Source organism: Pseudomonas sp. HK3 (assembly GCF_052920985.1).
The window spans coordinates 210,686-230,817 of record NZ_JBREXD010000003.1 but is presented as its reverse complement, the minus strand read 5'-3'; the positions used below and the strand labels follow the sequence as shown (position 1 = coordinate 230,817).

Below are 20,132 nucleotides of genomic sequence, written 5' to 3'. Positions count from 1 at the left end.
TCGACTACTCTTTTGGTTCGGCCAATTGAGCTTCAATTTGCGCAGAGACGTCACGGTATTTCTTATCGAGTTTTTTCATGCCTTTTTTCGAGATTCCACCGAGTACATCCACTGCATGACGTACACGAGAACGGCTCATATCGGGCCCAAGAATTTGCATGCTGTCTAATACAGAAAACGAGTTAGCGGTACCGGCAATCGCCACAAAAAATCCAAACAAAAAGTCTTTTGGTTTAATGCCTTCAATTTTAGCCAAAGCAAACAAACGCTGCTGAATTTCAGGCTTCTGCCAATTGCGAATCGCCTCAAGCTGCCACAAACCCATTTGCAGTAACTCAGCCATTTGCGCTTGTTCGATTGATTTATGCGCAAAACTTTCTTCAGTTAAACTCGGCATCCCTGACAATAAAAAGCCGGCTAATGGCACCACATCACTAAAGCGCTCAACACGCGGCTGAATGTGTTCAATTGCCGGCATTAAGGCTTCTTTGTTCAGGCCCCATTTAACAAATTGCTCAACAAATTCTTCCTGTGATAAATCACGAATCCATTGACTGTTTAACCAGCTCAATTTTTCTTGGTCAAAAATCGGCCCGCCCAATGACACGCGGGAAATATCAAAATTAGCAAACATATCATCACGGCTAAATTGTTCGCGCTCATCGGGCATAGACCAACCCATGCGGCCCAAGTAATTGAGCAATGCTTCTGGCATGAAACCCATACGCTTGTAATACAAGATGCTTGTTGGGTTCTTACGCTTGCTTAGTTTTGACTTATCGGGGTTGCGCAATAACGGCATATGACACAGTACCGGCATATCCCAACCAAAGTATTTATAAAGCAGCTGGTGCTTAGGCGCTGAACTTAGCCACTCTTCACCACGAATAACATGGGAGATCTCCATTAAGTGATCATCAACCACATTTGCAAGATGATAAGTAGGCATGCCGTCTGATTTCATCAAGATTTGGCAGTCAACCATGCCCCAATCCATTTCGATATCGCCACGCAGCATGTCATTGAAGGTACAAACCCCTTCTTCAGGCACATGCATACGCACAACATAAGGTGCATTGTCCGCTGTACGCTGAGCAATCACATCATCAGGTAATTGAAGGTCACTGAATTTTAACGCTGAAAAGCCCCCTGCTTCTTGCTTTTGAGCACGTAACACGTCTAACTCTTCCGCGGTGCGATAGCACTTAAAGGCATGGCCTGATGCCAGCAGTTTTTCAGTGTGCTCGGCATAAATAGCACTGCGTTCACTTTGGCGATAAGGGCCTTTGTCACCACCCACATCAGGACCTTCATCCCAGTCAAGACCAAGCCAGCGCAGGCTGTCGTAAATGGTTTGTTCTGATTCAAGTGTGCTACGGCTTTGATCAGTATCTTCGATACGCAAAAGAAACTGCCCGCCGTGCTGACGCGCAAAAGCAAGATTAAACAAAGCAATATAAGCTGTGCCTACGTGTGGGTCGCCGGTTGGAGAAGGTGCTATGCGAGTGCGAACAGTCATAAATATCCCGAATGGTACTTCAAAAGGCGTGAATTATAGGCCTATCAAGGACTTTGGCCAATATCAAACCCTGAACTATGCTTAAAATAACCCTTATAGGATCGCTGCACATAATGCTCAATTGGACTTTAGCTCTGCTTATGCTGGTTTCTAGTGCAGTTTTCGCCACCAGCATAGACCACACCGGCCAACAGTCTGTCGATGAATTCTGGTTGTTTGAAGATCCTAATCACCATTTTAATGGCCAGTCGGTTTTATCATTTGAAGACGACTCATGGCAAAAAATAGAACACAGCGGAATCAATCTAGGTTATCGCAGCTCTACAGTGTGGCTAAAATTCAACCTAAGCAATGCCACACAACGCCCACTTTTAAAGCTAATTGATATTACGTTCCCACTATTGGATTACGTCACGCTTTTTGAAATTAAAGACAACCGAACAACCACGCTGTCAGAAACAGGGGACAGCCTGCCCTTTAGCAGCCGAAATATAAAACACCCAAATTTTGTCTCTGTCGTCACACTGCAACCCAAAAGCACACACCATTATTTACTGAAAATAAAAAGCAACGCACCTATTCAAACCGAAATTAAAATATGGACACCTGATAATTTCCAAGCCTATTACCGATCAAAGGCAAGCCTTACTTTTTTATACCTTGGCATACTACTAAGCGCGGCCTTATTTAACCTGGTTGTTTTTATTTTTATAAAAGAAAACACTTACTTAGTGTATGGCTTTTATGCAGGCACATTTGCGTTATTGATGGCATCTCAAGATGCTATTTTGTTTGAGTATATTTTTCCAAATAACCCCCAGTATCATAACTGGTCACAATTGATACTAGGCTGTCTTGCTATCTCCTTTACGACCATATTTAACTTACTATTCCTGCAGCTCGACCCAAAAACCAAAGGCAAACCGTTATACCTAATGAGCTTTATCCCTATATTCATTATTTTAAGCGGATTTATTATTGGCTTTGTATTTGCGATTAAAGCGGCGATTGTAAGTACACTGCTTATTGTGCCCGCCTGCTTTTTTATTGGGCTATATCATTCTAAAGGAAATGCCAACAGGCTTTTTTATCTAGCCGCATGGTCATGGTTAATTTTAGGCATACTCGTATTTGCACTGGCAAGGCTGGGTTTCATCCCCTTTAACACATTTAGTAATCATGCCATTTTAATAGGCTCAACCTTAGAGCTACTCACATTTGCCGTTGCACTAGCAAGACGCCTACACACCGAAAAAGAAACTCGCATACAAGCACAGCAAATTATTATTGATGGCGCACGCCAAAGCGCTCATTTACAGCAAGAGCTGCTATATAACGCGACACACAATGATATTACTGGGCTGCCAAACCGTAATAATTTCAGCAGCTGGCTAGATAACCACATCAGCAAACAACAACCCTTCTCTATTGTATTAATGCGACTGTCGCGTATAGCAGAGCTCGATAAAACACTCGGCAGAGACATTAGTAATTATGCACTAGAGCAATTCGCGTTAACTTTAAATCGTGAAATACAGAGCCTAGTAAATATTAAATGCATAGATTCAAATGAACATTTTTTCGCAGCGAATCTTAGTAACAGCACACTAGGGTTTACAGTTGATAAAACCTCACCAGAAACATTAAAAGAGCAACTTACCAAGCTTAATGCTCGCTTAAACAAACCCATTATTATCAATGAAATGGAAATAGACCCATGGGTGGTAACGGGTTATGCCTGCTACCCACAAGACGGCCAACAAGCACAAATGCTGATGCGCAACGCAGGGATTGCACTTGACAGTGCCAATCAAGCTGAAAGCTACATTAGCGGCTATCACAAAACATTAGACACCTATGATGAGCGCCGTTTAATACTGGTAAATGAACTCAAAACAGCCATCGCTCACAATCACATGACCCTTTACTACCAGCCTTTAATTTGTGCAAAGACCAATACCATAATAGGAGCCGAAGCCCTTATTCGCTGGCCACATGATGAGTACGGCATGATCATGCCGGATGAGTTTATCGAAATTGCTGAGCAAACTGGAATCATCCAAGCATTAAGCTTATGGGTAATGAAAAGTGCTTTTCTACAATTAAAAAAATGGGAGAAGCAAAATCCTAAATTCCTAATGTCGATCAACATTAGTGCGCACAACATCCAAGACCCTAATTTCATTTCGGCGACTTCTTTTTTAATAAAAGACAACCAAGCACTTGCGAAAAATATCATTCTAGAAATAACAGAAACACAAATGATGGTCGACACCCATCACGCTCTACAAAAACCTTTGGGCATTAAACGAGCTAGGGTTCAATATTGCCATTGATGATTTCGGCACCGGTTATAGCAACCTCGGCTATTTAAAAAAATTGCCTGCTAACGAGTTAAAAATAGACAAAACCTTTATTTTAAACCTAGAAGACGACAAACAAAATCAAGTACTGGTTCAAACAGCCATTCAAATGGCGCACAATTTAGGCATGACCGTCGTTGCAGAAGGCGTCGAATCTGAACGCAGCTTTACCCTATTAAAAAGTATGGGCTGTGATTATTGCCAAGGTTATCATTTTGGCCGACCAGTCCCTGTCGACCAATTTGATCGGCTATTCGAAGCATAACAAAGCACATCACCAATCAATCACCATGTCATCACTCGTTTACTCATGAGCAAAGTTTGCAATATTGGCTGTGCTGTATGCGCTCTAATATTCAACATGCAGTTTTTTTGAAACCTTGCCACGCCCACCCGCCATGAGTGTTTCAATTTTAAAGTCCTTAATACCCAGCTCTACCGTAATTAAGCTGGGGGATGCGCGGTCCATGAACTGACCCTGTTCAATTAAAAAAGTATTTTTCTTAATTGAAAGGTGATCATAAAGAACACACGCCAACGGCCCGGCTGCCATGCCCGTCGCGGACTCCTCTTTAATTGCATAGCGTGGTGCAAACATTCGAGTTGTAGCGTCTTTGTCCGTTGCATGGCTGTCAGTTGTGAATACGTAATAGCCAATTAAATCCAACTTATCACTGATGGCGGAGATAAGATCAAAGTTCGGTTTTAAGCCACGTAGTGTTGACCCATCCTTAACGCCTAACACCATAAAACTATTGCCTGTGTTCACTAACATTGGGCGACTTTTAATATCGAGATCTTTTTCTGTTATACCTAGGGACTCAAGAATATCGTTAATGGTGACATTCTCCTTAATTAAATCATTCAGCATTCGATATTTAGGCGCGACTTGCTCCATAAAGGCTGCGCCATTTTTAATTGATATTTTACGCGGACCATCAACTGTTTCTTTAGACGTCTCCCCTTCACTAGCTCCGTCAGGTAGGAAAACGCCGCAATAGTCGCATGACCGCAATGAGCGATTCGTCGATTGGGTGTGAAAAAATCGAGTTTAAAACCTTCTGTCTCTGACGAAGAAACAAAGGCTGTCTCAGACAAACCAATGTTTGCCGCTATCCTAAGCATTTCGCTTTCATTGAGCTTATCTGCATCAAGCACAACCCCCGCTGGGTTACCGCCCGCGCCGTTTGCTACAAACCCACTAACAATCTGAGCGGTAATTGTTTGCGGCATTGTTTGTGTAGTTATCTGAGTTTTATTCATGATAGTCTCTAAGTTAATTGCTAAATATCTAACAAAACCTAATTTATATGGGCTAGCATAAAATAAACACTCATATAGACATGAGAATAACTCATTAATATGAATAAAAACAAAACCATTGCAAAACTCATAAACGCCTCACCTTTACTGGCGATTATTGGTGAAGAAATGAGCTTTACGCGAGCAGCCGAGCGCCTAAACGTAGATCAGTCCGCGATTAGTCACAGAGCTCGATCATTAGAAGATGCATTGGGTCACCGCCTATTTGATCGCACCACCCGAACCTTGCAATTAACCGAAATTGGCGAAATCTTATGCCATGCCGCCGCCGACACTGTCGCTCGGTGGGATATTGCACTGGACAAACTTGAGCGCACCCAATCAAAAAACCTAATGCATCTTTCTTTGCCTTCATCATTGGCCATGAAATGGCTGATCCCAGCATTACCGCACGCCCAAGCAAAAGATTTACATATCTCAGTCAGCGTCAACGAGGATACTCTCGACTTTCATTTAAATGAGGCCGACGCAGCCATCCGGTTCGGTCTTGGCCCAAACCCAGGCCTTCACACAACACATTTATCTCATTGCTGGATGCAGCCCGTGACAAACCCAAGTTATGCAGATGAACAAAGCAACCTCACAAACGTTCTCACCAGCCCCGATGTAACACTCCTTGCTGATCGCCGCGGCGAAATCGATAAAACTGATTTTAATTGGGATTATTATTTTTCGAAGCTCGCAATCACACATGACAATATCAAACCGCACTATCACTTCGATCGCGCAGACTTAATGCTGCAAGCCGCCACTCGGGGCATGGGAATTGGCCTAGGCCGAACACTGCTTATTGAAGACGATATTAAGTCAGGCTATCTCAAGACAGTAGGGCCACCGGTTCGTATGAAGTCATCTTACTGGCTGGTCTGCTCACCGAGCTTTGCCGAAACCAATCGATTTGAAAAACTGCGTGATTGGCTCATAAGCGAAATACAAACAACGCAGTAGGACGAGCAATAAAATAATAGGAGCCACAAAAGGCTTTAACAACCACATAACTCTCACTCTAAAAAACATGTAAGGCACCCTTCGACTTGCTCATCAGCTTTAAATGCGTTTTCTAAAAGTTGCCATGCTACAATCGCGCTATTTTGATGTGCCGGAATTATATGTGACAAGACATGCTATGCGCTTTTTGTCACACTTCTGTCACACCTAGATATTGAAAACAGACAATTTAGAACGATTTAAGACGATTTAGGTACAATGCAGAAAACAGCTGAAAGCCCCGTAAACACTCGCACCCCGCTTAAAAAGGGCTCTCGCGTATTTTCGACTGCCCCAATGATGGACTGGTCAGATAGACACTGCCGTTATTTTTGGCGCCAACTCTCCAAAGAAGCCCTGCTCTACACCGAAATGGTCACCACTGGGGCTATTATTCATGGTCAAGGCGGCCCAGAGCGTTTTTTGCGATTCAATGAAGAAGAGCACCCTGTTGCATTGCAATTAGGCGGCAGCAACGCAAGTGAGCTTGCCCAGTGTGCAAAAATCGCCCAAGATTTTGGTTACGACGAAGTCAATCTAAATGTAGGCTGCCCAAGTGATCGCGTTCAAAACAACATGATTGGTGCGGTTTTAATGGGCCACCCCGAATTAGTAGCCGACTGCATTAAGAGCATGCAAGACGCAGTGGATATTCCCGTCACCGTCAAACATCGCATTGGCATTGACGACCAAGACAGCTACGAAGAACTGCATCACTTTGTCGAAACGGTGGCCAAAACAGGTTGTGAAACGTTCATCGTTCATGCCCGCAAAGCGATTCTTCAAGGCTTATCGCCTAAAGAAAACCGCGAAGTACCGCCGCTAAAGTATGAAACCGTGGCACAGCTAAAACGTGATTTCCCCCATTTAGAAATTTTACTTAACGGCGGGCTGACCACCTACGAGCAAATGCACGATGCACTCACCTATTGCGATGGTGTCATGCTTGGGCGTGAGGCCTACCATAACCCTTCTGTTTTATTGGGCGTCGACCATGCCTTTTACGGCTACGAGGCCGACACAAGAAACTTAAAAGACATCGTGCGCAGTTTATACCCTTACATTGAAGATCACTTAAGCGAAGAGCGAAGCAAGCTGGCTTACATCACACGCCACATTTTAGGTTTGTTTAATGGCCTACCTGGTAGTCGTCAGTTCCGCCGTCACCTAAGTGAAGAAGCGTACAAAAAAACAGCGGGTATTGAGGTAATTGAAGCGGCCCTAGCCATGATGCCAGATTAAATTCAGCGCTAATAAAACAAAAAAAGAAACCGCTTATTTATCTGTGTTTGACATTACTTAGCATTTTCAACAAAGTAAGGTCATTATCGACACGGATTAAGCGGTATCATGAATAAATTAGAACAACTAAAAAACATGACGTCTGTTGTAGCAGACACAGGCGACATCGAAGCAATTAAACGCTACCTACCAGAAGACGCCACCACCAACCCCTCTTTAGTTTATAAAGCTGCCCAACTTGCACGGTACCGCCCTCTTATTGAGGAAGCCGCACAATGGGCAAAAGAACAAGCAGGCAATACTCTAGAAAACACGTTGGACATGGTATCGGTAAAACTGGGCATCGAGATTTTAAAAACGGTTCCCGGTTATGTATCAACCGAGGTCGATGCGCGCTTATCGTTTGATACCGTTGCAACAATTAATAAAGCTCGTCACCTTATTTCTCTATACGAAGAAGCTGGTGTTGATCGCAACCGTATTTTGATCAAAGTTGCCTCAACGTGGGAAGGCATTCAAGCGGCCAAAGTATTAGAAGAAGAAGGCATCAAGTGCAACCTAACGCTTTTGTTTAACATTGCTCAAGCCATTGCGTGTGCGCAAGCCAACATCACATTGATCAGCCCATTTGTTGGCCGTATTTTAGATTGGTACAAAAAGTCTGAAGGCGTTAGCCATTACCCGGGCCCGAAAGACCCTGGCGTTATTTCGGTTAGCCGTATTTATCAATATTTCAAAACCCACAACTACAACACCATTGTAATGGGTGCGAGCTTTCGCAACCTCGAAGAAATTGAAGCCCTTGCAGGCTGCGACAAACTTACCATTTCGCCTGATTTATTAAACGCCTTAAATGAAGATAACGGCCAGCTTATTCAAGTGCTATCCAGTGACAATAAAACAGAAGAAACAAAATGGGATACGCTGACCGAATCGCAATTTCGCTGGCATTTAAACGAAGACCCGATGGCCACCGAAAAATTAGCCGAAGGCATTCGCAACTTCACCAAAGATTTGGTGTCTCTAGAAGCGCTTCTAACATCAGAATATTTAACCGCAGCGGAAATAGCCTAATATGTTCAAACGCCTACTTGATTGGTTTTCAGCGCCTGAAACACAAGAGTCACCTAGCAACGAAACTGAACGAGCGATTGCAGCCCTCATGATTGAAGTCGCCCTTGCAGACGACAGCATTGAGAAACAAGAGCGTGAAAAGCTCCCTGAACTGCTGCGTCAGCATACTGGGCTCACCAGCCAAGAATGCCTTAGCTTAATCGAAATCGCAGAGGAAGAAGTCGACAACTCAGTTTCGCTTTACGAGTTCACTCAACACCTAGATAAACAGCTATCCATTGAATCTAAGTGCGCATTAGTGACACGTTTATGGCTCATATCTCTGGCTGATAATGAAATTGATCGCTATGAAGAGCACACCATCCGCAAAATCTCTGACTTGCTGCATTTGCGTCACAGTGAATTTATGCAATGCAAACATGAGGCCTTAAATACCCATGGATAAAGGGATAATGGTCGCAGGGGCAACAGGAGAAGTGGGCAGAAGACTTGTAGAAAAGTTAATTGCCCACAATCCAAACACCCCTATTCATGTATTAGTAAGAGCAAAATCGTCACTTTTCAGTGACGCTGTTGAACAGCATATTGTAGACCTTGATAACCTAAGTAACTTCAAGCTCAACGAGACACTTGAAATGGCATATTCATGCCTAGGCACCACAATTAAAACCGCTGGCAGCAAAGATGCGTTCAAACATGTAGACCACAATTTAACCGTAAAATTTGCACAATGGGCACACGATAATGGCTGCCAAAATTTTGCGTGCATCAGTGCAATTGGCGCCAATGCTAAAAGCTCCAATTTCTATTTGTCCGTAAAAGGCCAAACCGAACACGACCTGACACAAATGGGTTTTAAACACTTATGGCTGATTCGACCGAGCTTATTACTTGGAGACCGTGATGAGTTTCGTTTAGGTGAATACTTAGGGTCGTTATTGAGTTTATTTATTAGCCCGTTTTTACGGGGGCCTTTAAGCAAATACAAACCAATACACATGATTCGTGTGGCGCAAACCATGGCTCAATTATCGAATAGATTGAATGACAAGGAAGGCTGTCACGTACTGCAAGGGCAAACACTGTTTAACTCTTAGCGGCTTTCTGCGCTTGCTGAGCTTTTATAATGGCGGCAATTTTTTCTTTACGCAAAATGCACAAATCTAAAACGCGCATTTTTTCGGCTGGCATTAAGTCATTCCATTTTTGCCGCTCTACCCTAGATCGTAAGCAACCCATGCAATAGCCTTTGGCATTACTTTGGCAAACCCCAACACAGGGATTGGGCACAGGGAAGAGTTCAACTTGCTGCATATTCAACCAATTTTATGATGAAAATTCAGTCTAGCCTAGTGCGAAACACTCGCCAAGCACTTAAATCTACATCACTCAGGTTTATACCCACTATACGGTATATAACTATGAATTATGGAACAATTTCGTGTACAATTCTGGCCACTTTTTCCACTGTGTCGTTTTATTTTACTCAAAAATAACACAGAACAACCGCTGAATTATGGCCTATTCTACGTCGTAATTTGGTTAATAATTAGAGGCAAACAATGACTGATCGCATTCAAGTTGGCGGCCTGCAAGTCGCAAAAGAACTTTTTGATTTTGTTAACGAAAAAGCTATTCCAGGCACCGGTGTTGACCAAGATAAATTCTGGTCAGAATTTAGCGCCATTGCTAACGAACTAGCACCTAAGAACAAAGCCTTGCTAGCTAAGCGTGATGATCTACAAGCTAAAATCGACGCTTACCACACCGAACGCAAAGGTCAGTCTCTTAACTTTGCAGAATACAAAGCTTTCTTACAAGAAATCGGCTATCTAGTACCACAAGGTCCTGATTTCTCTGCAACGACTCAAAACGTTGAACCAGAAATTGCTGAAATGGCTGGCCCGCAGCTTGTAGTACCCGTAATGAACGCACGTTTTGCGCTTAACGCATCTAATGCGCGCTGGGGTTCTTTATACGATGCCGCCTACGGCACTAAAGTGATCTCTGAAGAAGGCGGCGCTGAAAAAGGCAAAGGCGGCTACAACAAAGTACGCGGCGACAAAGTTATCGCATATGCTCGTGATGTATTAAACACAGCAGCACCTTTGGCGAACGGCTCTCACGTTGGCACCACTAACTACGCGATTGAAGACGGCAAGCTGGTGGTTACTTTGGCTGACGGTTCTAAAACCGGCCTTAAAGATGAAGCCAAACTAGTCGGCTTTACTGGTGACGTCGCTAAACCTACTTCTATCTTGCTTAAAAACAACGGCCTTCACCTAGAAATCGTCATCGACCCTACTAGCCCAGTTGGTTCAACTGACGCAGCTGGCGTAAAAGATTTAGTACTAGAAAGCGCCCTAACCACCATCATGGACTGCGAAGATTCTGTAGCCTGTGTTGATGCGGCTGATAAAGTTGTGACTTACGGCAACTGGTTAGGCCTAATGAAAGGCGACCTTGCTGAAGAAGTATCTAAAGGTGGTAAAACTTTCACTCGTAAAATGAACGCTGACCGTGAATTCACGGGGCTTGATGGCAACCTTTTCTCCTTGAAAGGTCGCTCAATGCTGTTCATCCGTAACGTTGGTCACTTGATGACTAACCCTGCGATTTTATTAGAAGATGGTTCTGAAATCCCTGAAGGCATCATGGACGGCGTTGTATCTGCAATGATCGCTATCCACGATCTCAAAGGTAACAGCCCATTCAAGAACTCAACGACGGGTTCTATCAACATCGTTAAACCTAAGATGCACGGCCCAGAAGAAGTGGCATTCACCACTGAATTATTCGGTCGTATCGAAGACGCACTTGAATTGCCACGCAACACCATGAAAGTGGGCATCATGGATGAAGAGCGTCGTACTACGGTTAACCTTAAAGAATGTATCCGTGCTGCTCAAGAGCGTGTTGTATTCATTAACACTGGCTTCCTAGACCGTACTGGTGATGAACTGCATACGTCTATGCTGGCGGGTCCTTTTGTTGCAAAAACCACCATGAAGCAACAAAAATGGATTGGCGCATACGAAGACTGGAACGTCGATACAGGTCTTGAAACTGGCCTACAAGGTCGTGCGCAAATCGGTAAAGGCATGTGGCCTATCCCTGACGAAATGGGTCAAATGATGGAGCAAAAAATTGGCCATCCACAAGCCGGCGCAAACACCGCTTGGACTCCTTCGCCAACGGCTGCCACGTTACACGCTATCCACTACCACATGGTTGACGTATTCGAAGTACAAAACGGCCTTAAGACACGTGAACACGCAAACGTTGATGACATCTTAACCATCCCGTTAATGACTCAAGCGCAAATCGACGCCCTAACCCCTGAGTTCATTCAGCACGAACTAGACAACAACAACCAAGGCATCCTAGGCTATGTTGTTCGCTGGGTAGATGCTGGCGTTGGTTGCTCTAAAGTACCTGACATCAACAACGTTGGCTTAATGGAAGACCGCGCGACACTGCGTATCTCTTCTCAACACGTGGCTAACTGGTTAGAGCACGGCATCTGCACCAAAGAGCAAGTGGAAGAAAGCTTGAAGCGCATGGCAGCGGTTGTAGATGGTCAAAACGCAAACGACCCTCACTACATTGCAATGGCGCCAAACTTCAACACCATCGCTTTCCAAGCGGCTTCTGACCTTATTTTCAAAGGTAAAGAGCAGCCTAGCGGTTACACCGAGCCTCTACTTCACGCTTACCGCTTGAAGTTCAAAGAGATCAAAGGCATTAAATAAGTCTTTGTAGCTTGAACGAAAAAGCCCAGTTTTTACTGGGCTTTTTATTGCCAAAAAGAAAGTAACGTCTACTTAAGCACCCTTTAACTCACTTTACGTTCAAAGAGATCAAGGGCATTAAAATAAGTCTTTATCGCTTGAATAAAAAACCAGCTTATACTGGTTTTTTTGTTTAAAACCCTAGCGGATGAGGACACAGCTACTCTATCGCACCCTTGAAGCCAAAGACTAACGGGCTGAACACAAACCCTACAGCACCGCCTACCCCCGTTGTAATGACCCAGCTCCGATTACCGGACTGGTTCAAAATGCTGTGATTGAGTTCCCGGCCCATGTCCGCAATCACAGCACCCTGAATTGGCCCTCGAATCAGCGAGCTCACAAAGCGCTTGTCTTTTGTAGCCCCTGTACCGGCACCGATATCGGCAAGGACGCCGGCATCATAGCCAGCTAACCCACCAAGGGCAGCAACTCCGCTCGAATAACCAAAGCCCTTCCAGTTCCAGCTCCCGTCTTTGTGTGTGTAGCTATACTTGGCGGTATTCACCAACTCGGACTGCACCATGGTTTCTAGCAAGTTGGCGCCATGCTTTTTAGCTTTCTCTGTACGAGACAGCGGCGTTTCACTTGGACCATCGGGGGACCTCAGGGGCATACTCTCATCGGGTACCGGTCTGGCCTCCAGAAAACTGCCATCGTCCACGACACCCCCAAGACCCTCATCCAAGCCCCCACCTATTACGCCAAAGGCCTCTCCGGCCATATCACCCAACACCAAGACATCGACGCCAGACGCCGCGAGGCCGACGCCCACGAGAACGCCAAGTGCTACTTTGACTATCGGAAAATGCCCGCTTGGATCGGCATACAATACCGGATTATTCAGCGCATAAGCGTAGTCGTTGAATGCATCGGGCACGAGCGGCCCTGCGGCAACCTGAGTATCTGCACTCACGAAGCGACCGGAGAACGTGTCTAGATAGCGTGCATTGGCGTAGTAAAGCCCTGTCTCTTCAGTAAATTCGTACCCGCCATACAGCGGACGAAAGGTAGCGTTGGCGGCAGGGCTAATCGTTGGCTGTCCCCATGCGTCATAGGACACCATGGCGTACTTGGCACCATCGGCATCCGTCACTGCCTGAGTGCTGCCGACCTGATCAAGATGAAACACCCGTGTACTTGCCGGCACCGGTGGCGTTGCAGGATTCAGCGTCACACCTAATGCTTGCGCGAGCTGGTCAACTTCAGTTCCAGCCAATGGCTCAATGTACGCCACTTGTCGTCCACCTGGGCCCATCAGATACAAGGTGTATTGTGCCGCACCGCCATTAGTCAGCGTTATCTCGAAGTCAGGCGCAGGATAGATGACAACATGATCGATGGTGGTACCGTCGGGCCCGTAGACGGTCTTGGCAACCCGCTGCCCGGTGTAATCGTAGGTGAATCGCTGGAAGGTCTTGTCGGCTAGCTCGGTCTGCAGTAGCCAGCCCTCAACGCCAGTGGTGACTCGCAGATTAGTGTCCTGAATCGTGCGGTCATACAGATGACCGCTGGTGTCATACTGCGCTGAGAACACGGCACCTTGACCATCACTGTCGCATTGATTTGGAGTGGTCGCGTCGGTTCCGTCTATGACCTGATTGCCGTCGTAGGTGAATACCACTCCGTCGCTCTGCACGAGATTGCCGGCATTGTCATAGCAATAGGTCTGGGTGCCATCGGCGTCTTGCAGGGTGTGTAATCGCAGCAGCTCATAGGTATAACTGGCACCAAGGTCTGTGTCAGAACCACCTGAACCAGCTGGGCACGGGAGCTGTGTACTGTGATTACAGTCCAGCACCGTACTAAGCTGGTTGCTTTGATTCCAACCTGCGCGCTCGTTGATCAATTGCGTATTCGACGCCTCTGTCACCTCGTGCGACATAAGCAAGCCATTATTGAAGTAGTTCCAGCGCTCATTCACGCCATTGGCGTAAGTCGCGGCCCCAGCCTGACCGCGAGCGTTGTAGTCGGAGAATGTCATGTACGTGATCGGTGACACAGCACTGTCCGAGGTGTAGCCAACTGTACTCAGGCCGCCGTAGCTTTCCCAGAAGTTGTACGTTGCCTGCGGACGCGCACCATTAACAGACGGATACGTTCGGTTCAATGGGCGTCCCATCGGGTCGTAGGTTAGATCGAAAGGGAAATCTTTCCCGCCAATAGCTACGGCTTGTGAGGCCTGTCGACCCCAAGCGTCGTAGCCAAAGCCGTAGCTAATGGCGTCAACCTCAAAAGGCAATGTTCGTGTGACGCTAGCCGTTGCCGCTTGCCCTTTCAGGTTGCTTCCAAAGCCAACATCATAGGTGACTGTCACCAACGACTCGGGCGCGAATTCGCCGTCCACCAGCGCGTAGGTCTGCTGGGATGTCTGCCGGTGCAGCACATCCCAGCCAAACACAATCTTTTGGCCCATGGGGTCGATTTCGTAGTCGAGCACGCCGTGCGGGCCATAACTGTAGGTGCGCGTGCCCGTCTCGCTATCGATACGCTTCACGATGCGCCCGAGGCTATCGTATTTCAGCATGTCGGTGACCGCCGCCCCACTCGCTGGCACCGGACTGGTCACACGATTGATACGCGCTAGCCCGTCGTAGTCTATGGTGGTCGTTGCGCCATCATCTGTGGTTGCGGTGTGCGCCATCGGCTGGCCGCCGTAATAACGCATTACCCGGGTCTGTTTAAACACACTCGGAGCCCCTTCGGCTTGAGTGACTGTCAGAGTGTTGCCTGCGCCGTATTGGTATTTATTAGCGCTGGTGGACTTGGCTCCGGTGAGATCCCAGGTTGGCTGAGTGGTGCTCGTGACCCGGCCCACCGCGTCGTAGAAATAGACGAGAAAATCATCGGCGCTCTCGCCGGGCATAGATTGCTTCTGGACCAAACTGGGGTCTTGATAGACAGTTTGTCGCGTCATTGAAGCACCCTGATCATTAACGTAGTTGATCGCTACAGTGCGTCCGAGGCCATCAAGAATACGGGTCAATGACGTCCACTCGGTGGTGTCATCATCCCAAGAACTACGACCACTCTGTGCCACACTGACAGCCGACCCAGCTTGGCCGTAGGTCAATGTCTGGGTGGTAACAACACTTTTGTTGTTAATGAATGCCGTGTCGACATAGGGGTAGGTTTTACCGTCAACACAATTGATCGACGTCGCTGTGCCCTGAGCCGGCCCCTGTGTCGCCACCGAGAGACCGAAGTCGTCGACACAATGATTGACGATATTGCCGTTTGGATCTTGCTTAGACACTAAGGTGCCGAAGCGGGCGTCGTATGCGAATCCGAGTGTGAGTGATCCGGCTCCATTGCCCGGATCAGGCGTGGTCAGCGAAGTAAGGTAGCCCAAATGGGCAGAATCATAGGTTGCTGTGAATACGGCGTCTTTATCGTACTTCAAGGCATTAACTGTCGCGCCATAAGTCTCGGTCGCAGTCGCGTGTAGGCCCTGTTCGGTGTACGTCATATAAGCGCCGAGCCACTGATTGTTCTTGTCGTCCCAGCTCATGCGATGACTGCGATTGTGATTCGCGTCATAGGCGAGGTACGTCAACTTCAAATCATTGCTTGGATCCCATGTATCGATGTCGGTCGTACACCCATCATTGGTCGTTTTCTTGGTGTACTGTGGGTAGTTAAAAACCCATGCGTCTTTGTCGGGAGGCATGAATGAACTGCAGGTATACAGTGGGACACTATCAGGGTCGCTGGCGTCAGCGAGTGCGCCAGTGACCTGCAAATTACCCCAAGCATCATGAGTGTAGTTCGTGGAAAGACTGCTACCCAAAGTTGCGTCGTTCATTGTTGTGCTCTGCGCACTTACAAAAAACACCTCGGTGCTGCCTTCGGCGTAGCCTTGGTTATAGACGTTACACGCGCTTTGGTTCTGGGAATCAACACACCGCCAATTGGCAATCACAGTCTGCAGCGCATTATTGTCTGCGCATGTGGTCTGTGCTGGGTTTGTCGGTAGGTCGCAAGTCGTCCGCTGGTTTGGTCGCCCATTGAAAGGAAAGTCCTGACTATATCTGGTGGTGATTTGTGCCTGAAGCTGCGGGTCGGATTTGGTAATTGTCGAGTAGCCCATCCAGCCGCGCCCAAAAAGATTGAGTTCGCCGTGCTCGTAGTAATAACTGTAATTGTAATTGTAACTCTGGCTTTCAATGGTCGCGTCGTAGGTCTGCGCGTAGCTCGCGACGACGTATTGACCACTGCGAATCGCGCGCACTGGGTATGACTGCACGAAGGTTGGTGACAGCGGTATGGCATGATACAGGTTGCCCAGAGCCGTGATGCGCGAGCTGCTTGCCGCGTACACGCTTGAATCGGTTATGGGCTGATAGGTGATGTGCGTCTGGCCGCCATAGCCGTCGATAACCGACTCTAACATGTCGGCTGCACGATTGGACGGCAGCACTTTATTGCCCTGGCCGGCGAAGTGAAAGGCGCTACTTTGCCCATTGCCCGTAAAAATATCGGTCAGGCCGTCTCCGTTGAAGTCACCAAAAAAGCTACTGTCAACATCGACCCCTACGCTCACGTCACTGCAAGGCTCTCCACCCACGCAGGTGAAACCGGTACCATCACCGAGGTAAAGGATTCCCGAGTCTTGAACAACCAAAATGTCCGGCAGGCCGTCGCCGTTGAAGTCGCCGACATAGCTGTCTTTAGACAATGTGAGCGTCAGACCCTGACCCGCCTTGAGCGTGGTTCCGGTTCCGTAATTGATGTAGGCACTGACGGCCCCAGGTGCTTTAATGTCACCCGTCATAACATCAACCAAGCCATCGTTATTGAAGTCGGCCACCCAAGTCATTTTTCCCCCTAGCTTGGCATTTGGAAGCGGAACTCCGACACCAAGATGGGTGTTTCCAGTTGACGGGTCCTTGGTATCGCCGCCCGTGGTTTCATCCGAGAAGTTGAGCGTACCATCACCATCATTGGTGACAAAAAGCGCATCTGCTCGACCATCTCCGTTAAAATCACCAAACAAGGTTTCGCCATTCCCGTTCAGCATCCCCTGTCCTTGCTGGCTGGTGGAAGAGAAGCCGCTATCGTCTGCTAGATAGATCTGCGACGAGCCCGGACTCGAAGCCAATAGGTCTGTCAGCCCGTCGCCATTAAAGTCGGCCGCATACAGGTCGTCGGAATCATCAATACCCGTGATGGTCGGACAGGTCTTGCTGCAGGCGCAGCTCTTGTCTTGACGGCTGCCTACGTAAAGGGTGCCATTGTTGCTTTCGCCAAACGTCCCGTATAGGTCGGTGATGCCATCGCCGTTGAAGTCACCGAATAACATTTTTCGTAGGTTATCCGGCAAGCAAGTGCTTTTAGTATTAAAGCCCGAACCATTCGCTAGGTAGATTGTGCGATCATCGTCCATCGACAGAATGTCGGTAAGACCATCGCCATTGAAGTCCCCCAGAAAAGCATCGGTATTATCGGCAATGGCGCTTTCCACTTTTTGATATTCGAAGCTGTCCCCGCCATTGCTCCAAGTGAACGCTACGGGTGTTAAGCAGACACCCAACGACGTGCATTGAGTCACCGATTTAAGTCGTTTTCGTTCTGTAGTCGGCGCATTCTCGTAGGCCAAGGTATAGCGCATCACCGGCTGAGCAGCAGGCAAGACGAGACTTGTTCGAATCTCGCCCATCAACAGCGCCGTTTTGATCAAACCGCCACCCAAATAAGTCACAGGAGTGTCTGGCCGCCCTTGGACATAGAAAAACTCCACTAGGCGGGTCTCATGCTCGTTTTCTCCGTAACTGATCTGATCGAGATAACTTTGACCACTGTCGCTCTGATCGGATGAATCCCCTGAAGTAAGCGTTGGCTGCTGTGAATAGCGATAGGTCACCCGGTTTCCGTTGGGGTCGAGTACCGTGTCCTGCATCCATACACGAATACCGCTGGCACCAAGCGCGTTCACTGCAGAGCCATGCTGGGTGCTGCCGGATTCATCGACACCAAAGGTCACCAGCGTGCCATCGCCGCGAGACAGTCGGAATCCACATGGGTCGACATCACAGATTCCGGTCACGGGTACAATGCGCTGCCAGCTCTCAAGCTGAGTACGGTAACTGGGCGCCTCGTCCGTGCCCACGTTGATCAACCGCTTGCCATCGAGACAATATTGGTCGTTCCCACCGTAGGCAATTCCTCCCTTAATGCCATCACTGGCAATTTCAGTCCCACATCGGCTGATGCCGCTTACGCCTTGAATACGAAATCCAATCCCGAGCGACCCATTGCCTTGGCCACTACTGTAACTGAGTGCGAGCGAGGGCTCGGCCTCACCAACACCCGGTGGTAACGCTAGGTTAAGGGTGTATGTGGACGCTCCTTGCTGAACAGCAAAAGACCCGCTCATAACACTCCCAACCGCTGCCGGCGAGGGCTCCATAGCCGCTCGGTCAGGTGAACTCAATTTTTGATATGAGATTAGAAAAAAACAAGCGACCAAGACTAATAGGACGGTTACACGACGGGAGTTCATTGGCGCGCTCCTAGCTGTTCTTGGACAGCGTGTATATGTACTCTGAAGAAGAAATTGTTTCGCAATCAAGCCTGTACGAGCCAGCCCCTTGTGGGGTACTCCAACTGTAGAATGGCTCTTTATTGTATTTTGCGGTGATGTAGAGCTCGTGCTCATTCGTCAAGTTGTAAGTCAAGGTCGCGTCGGGCTGCCCTTCAGTAATGGAGTAGATCAACAGCGTTTCACCTGGGGGAACACAGGTCGTGCCACCGGTCACGCAGTCGTAGCCGTACTGTACGTTCTCAGTGTTCTTCAAGGTGACCCATTTATCGGTATTATTAAAGAGCGTGATAGTCGTATATTTATAATATTGGTCTGTGGGTGTGTGCGTGGGAACAGGAACATAGTCCGTCGTACCCGATTGATAGAGGTCAATGGACGTCTCAAACACTTGGGTGCTGGACGACCCGCCCCACGGCTGACTCACAATCGCGAAGTAATCATCGAATCCCACATTGCTGCCGTCGTTGTTCTGCAGTTCGACCAAGACACTGATACCCCAGAAGCCAGGGCTAACACCGATGTCATCCCCCTTCTTCGAGCCATACCTGATGATCATGGTCGCAGGGATACCGGGCAGCTCGTAGAGCACAGAACCATCAATCACGTCACCTGCTCCGCTACCCGAGCGTTCAGCTTTACACGCAGGTGCAGCCGTCGCACCGCTAGCAATACTCTTACCCTCTTCGTAGATGACAAGCGTGCCTGCGGCAGCGCTGCCACCGGATGTGGCATTCAGATCGTAGTGTTGCGAGTTTGGGTGATTAGTGATGTTTATTGTTAGTTGATAGCCCACTGGCGTTATCCTCCAAAACCCTGATTGGGTCTTTAGTTGTTGCGGAATCGTAGTATCTTGAATCGTACTGTTTAAACCTTACAACTATGCTTATTAGAGAGTCCGTTTCACTGTCTCACTAGAACGGCCGGAATCGACGTGAGAAATTGCGTTAGAAGAAAGATCCTCTAAATACATTATGTACTTGTGTGGCATAGCTGCTGATATTGAGCGCACTTTGAATTAAAAAAGCAACAGACCAGTCAAGACAATAACAAAAAAATTATGACACCCTGAACAAACATAACACCACGCATTCTATCGGACACATTTCACTAGCGATGTATGTTTTTTCTCATATCTCAGTATTAAGCATTAAACTTGGCATTCTAAAAGCGCAATTAAACCGAAAAACCCGTCACTTTCAAAAAAGCAATCGCGATTAAAAATACAATTGGAACTTGGATAATTGCTTTCATCTTATTTCGTATCACACCTCAAAAAAAGGCGCATATTA

14 protein-coding genes are annotated in these 20,132 nt (G+C 47.4%); 8 read left to right on the top strand and 6 right to left on the bottom strand.

The features are described 5' to 3' along the window. Nucleotides 1–4: 4 nt before the first annotated feature. Nucleotides 5–1,519 carry a glutamate--tRNA ligase gene (gene gltX, locus ACU6U9_RS16350; RefSeq protein WP_446736078.1) on the bottom strand — a complete coding sequence of 505 codons (1,515 nt, stop codon included), beginning with the start codon at nucleotides 1,517–1,519 and terminating at the stop codon, nucleotides 5–7. Nucleotides 1,520–1,632: 113 nt separating this feature from the next. Between gltX and ACU6U9_RS16345 the strand changes: the two genes are divergently transcribed. Both ACU6U9_RS16345 and ACU6U9_RS16340 read left to right on the top strand, forming a co-directional pair. Continuing rightward, nucleotides 1,633–3,855 (top strand): 7TM diverse intracellular signaling domain-containing protein, encoded by a 2,223-nt coding sequence (locus ACU6U9_RS16345; protein WP_446736077.1) that lies wholly within the window; start codon nucleotides 1,633–1,635, stop codon nucleotides 3,853–3,855. Then, nucleotides 3,797–4,147, top strand: a complete 351-nt coding sequence (locus tag ACU6U9_RS16340; RefSeq protein ID WP_446737188.1) for an EAL domain-containing protein — start codon at nucleotides 3,797–3,799, stop codon at nucleotides 4,145–4,147. The genes ACU6U9_RS16345 and ACU6U9_RS16340 overlap by 59 nt, the downstream gene beginning before the upstream one ends. 84 nt (nucleotides 4,148–4,231) lie before the next feature. On the opposite strand, the gene ACU6U9_RS16335 is transcribed toward ACU6U9_RS16340, so the two are convergent. Both ACU6U9_RS16335 and ACU6U9_RS16330 read right to left on the bottom strand, forming a co-directional pair. Further along, entirely contained in the window at nucleotides 4,232–4,780 is a 549-nt protein-coding gene (locus tag ACU6U9_RS16335; protein WP_446736076.1) for a PhzF family phenazine biosynthesis protein, read from the bottom strand. Beyond that, the gene (locus ACU6U9_RS16330; protein WP_446736075.1) at nucleotides 4,747–5,145 is read right to left on the bottom strand and encodes a PhzF family phenazine biosynthesis isomerase; all 399 of its coding nucleotides are present in this window, start codon (nucleotides 5,143–5,145) and stop codon (nucleotides 4,747–4,749) included. Before ACU6U9_RS16330 ends, ACU6U9_RS16335 begins: the two co-directional genes overlap by 34 nt. A 99-nt stretch (nucleotides 5,146–5,244) precedes the next feature. Between ACU6U9_RS16330 and ACU6U9_RS16325 the strand changes: the two genes are divergently transcribed. The 5 genes from ACU6U9_RS16325 (at nucleotide 5,245) to ACU6U9_RS16305 (ending at nucleotide 9,605) form a co-directional block, all read left to right on the top strand. After that, nucleotides 5,245–6,153 carry a LysR family transcriptional regulator gene (locus tag ACU6U9_RS16325; RefSeq protein ID WP_446736074.1) on the top strand — a complete coding sequence of 303 codons (909 nt, stop codon included), beginning with the start codon at nucleotides 5,245–5,247 and terminating at the stop codon, nucleotides 6,151–6,153. 258 nt (nucleotides 6,154–6,411) lie between these two features. After that, a complete protein-coding gene (dusA, locus tag ACU6U9_RS16320; RefSeq protein WP_446736073.1) occupies nucleotides 6,412–7,434 on the top strand; it encodes a tRNA dihydrouridine(20/20a) synthase DusA in 1,023 nt (340 codons plus the stop codon). 108 nt (nucleotides 7,435–7,542) lie between these two features. Beyond that, on the top strand, nucleotides 7,543–8,508 hold the full coding sequence (gene tal / locus ACU6U9_RS16315; protein WP_446736072.1) for a transaldolase: 966 nt from the start codon (nucleotides 7,543–7,545) through the stop codon (nucleotides 8,506–8,508). A 1-nt stretch (nucleotide 8,509) separates the two neighbouring features. After that, a complete protein-coding gene (locus ACU6U9_RS16310; protein ID WP_446736071.1) occupies nucleotides 8,510–8,953 on the top strand; it encodes a tellurite resistance TerB family protein in 444 nt (147 codons plus the stop codon). Next, nucleotides 8,946–9,605, top strand: a complete 660-nt coding sequence (locus ACU6U9_RS16305) for an NAD(P)H-binding protein (protein WP_446736070.1) — start codon at nucleotides 8,946–8,948, stop codon at nucleotides 9,603–9,605. The genes ACU6U9_RS16310 and ACU6U9_RS16305 overlap by 8 nt, the downstream gene beginning before the upstream one ends. On the opposite strand, the gene ACU6U9_RS16300 is transcribed toward ACU6U9_RS16305, so the two are convergent. Beyond that, a complete protein-coding gene (locus ACU6U9_RS16300; protein ID WP_446736069.1) occupies nucleotides 9,595–9,822 on the bottom strand; it encodes a DUF1289 domain-containing protein in 228 nt (75 codons plus the stop codon). The two genes, ACU6U9_RS16305 and ACU6U9_RS16300, sit on opposite strands and share 11 nt — an antisense overlap. Before the next feature lie 248 nt (nucleotides 9,823–10,070). Between ACU6U9_RS16300 and ACU6U9_RS16295 the strand changes: the two genes are divergently transcribed. Beyond that, nucleotides 10,071–12,260 carry a malate synthase G gene (locus ACU6U9_RS16295; protein ID WP_446736068.1) on the top strand — a complete coding sequence of 730 codons (2,190 nt, stop codon included), beginning with the start codon at nucleotides 10,071–10,073 and terminating at the stop codon, nucleotides 12,258–12,260. A gap of 199 nt (nucleotides 12,261–12,459) precedes the next feature. On the opposite strand, the gene ACU6U9_RS16290 is transcribed toward ACU6U9_RS16295, so the two are convergent. Then, nucleotides 12,460–18,675: an FG-GAP-like repeat-containing protein gene (locus ACU6U9_RS16290; RefSeq protein WP_446736067.1), complete on the bottom strand. Its 6,216-nt coding sequence runs from the start codon at nucleotides 18,673–18,675 to the stop codon at nucleotides 12,460–12,462. Between the two features lie 136 nt (nucleotides 18,676–18,811). After that, complete coding sequence (locus ACU6U9_RS16285; RefSeq protein ID WP_446736066.1) at nucleotides 18,812–19,636, bottom strand: hypothetical protein; 825 nt, start codon at nucleotides 19,634–19,636, stop codon at nucleotides 18,812–18,814. Nucleotides 19,637–20,132 lie beyond the last annotated feature (496 nt).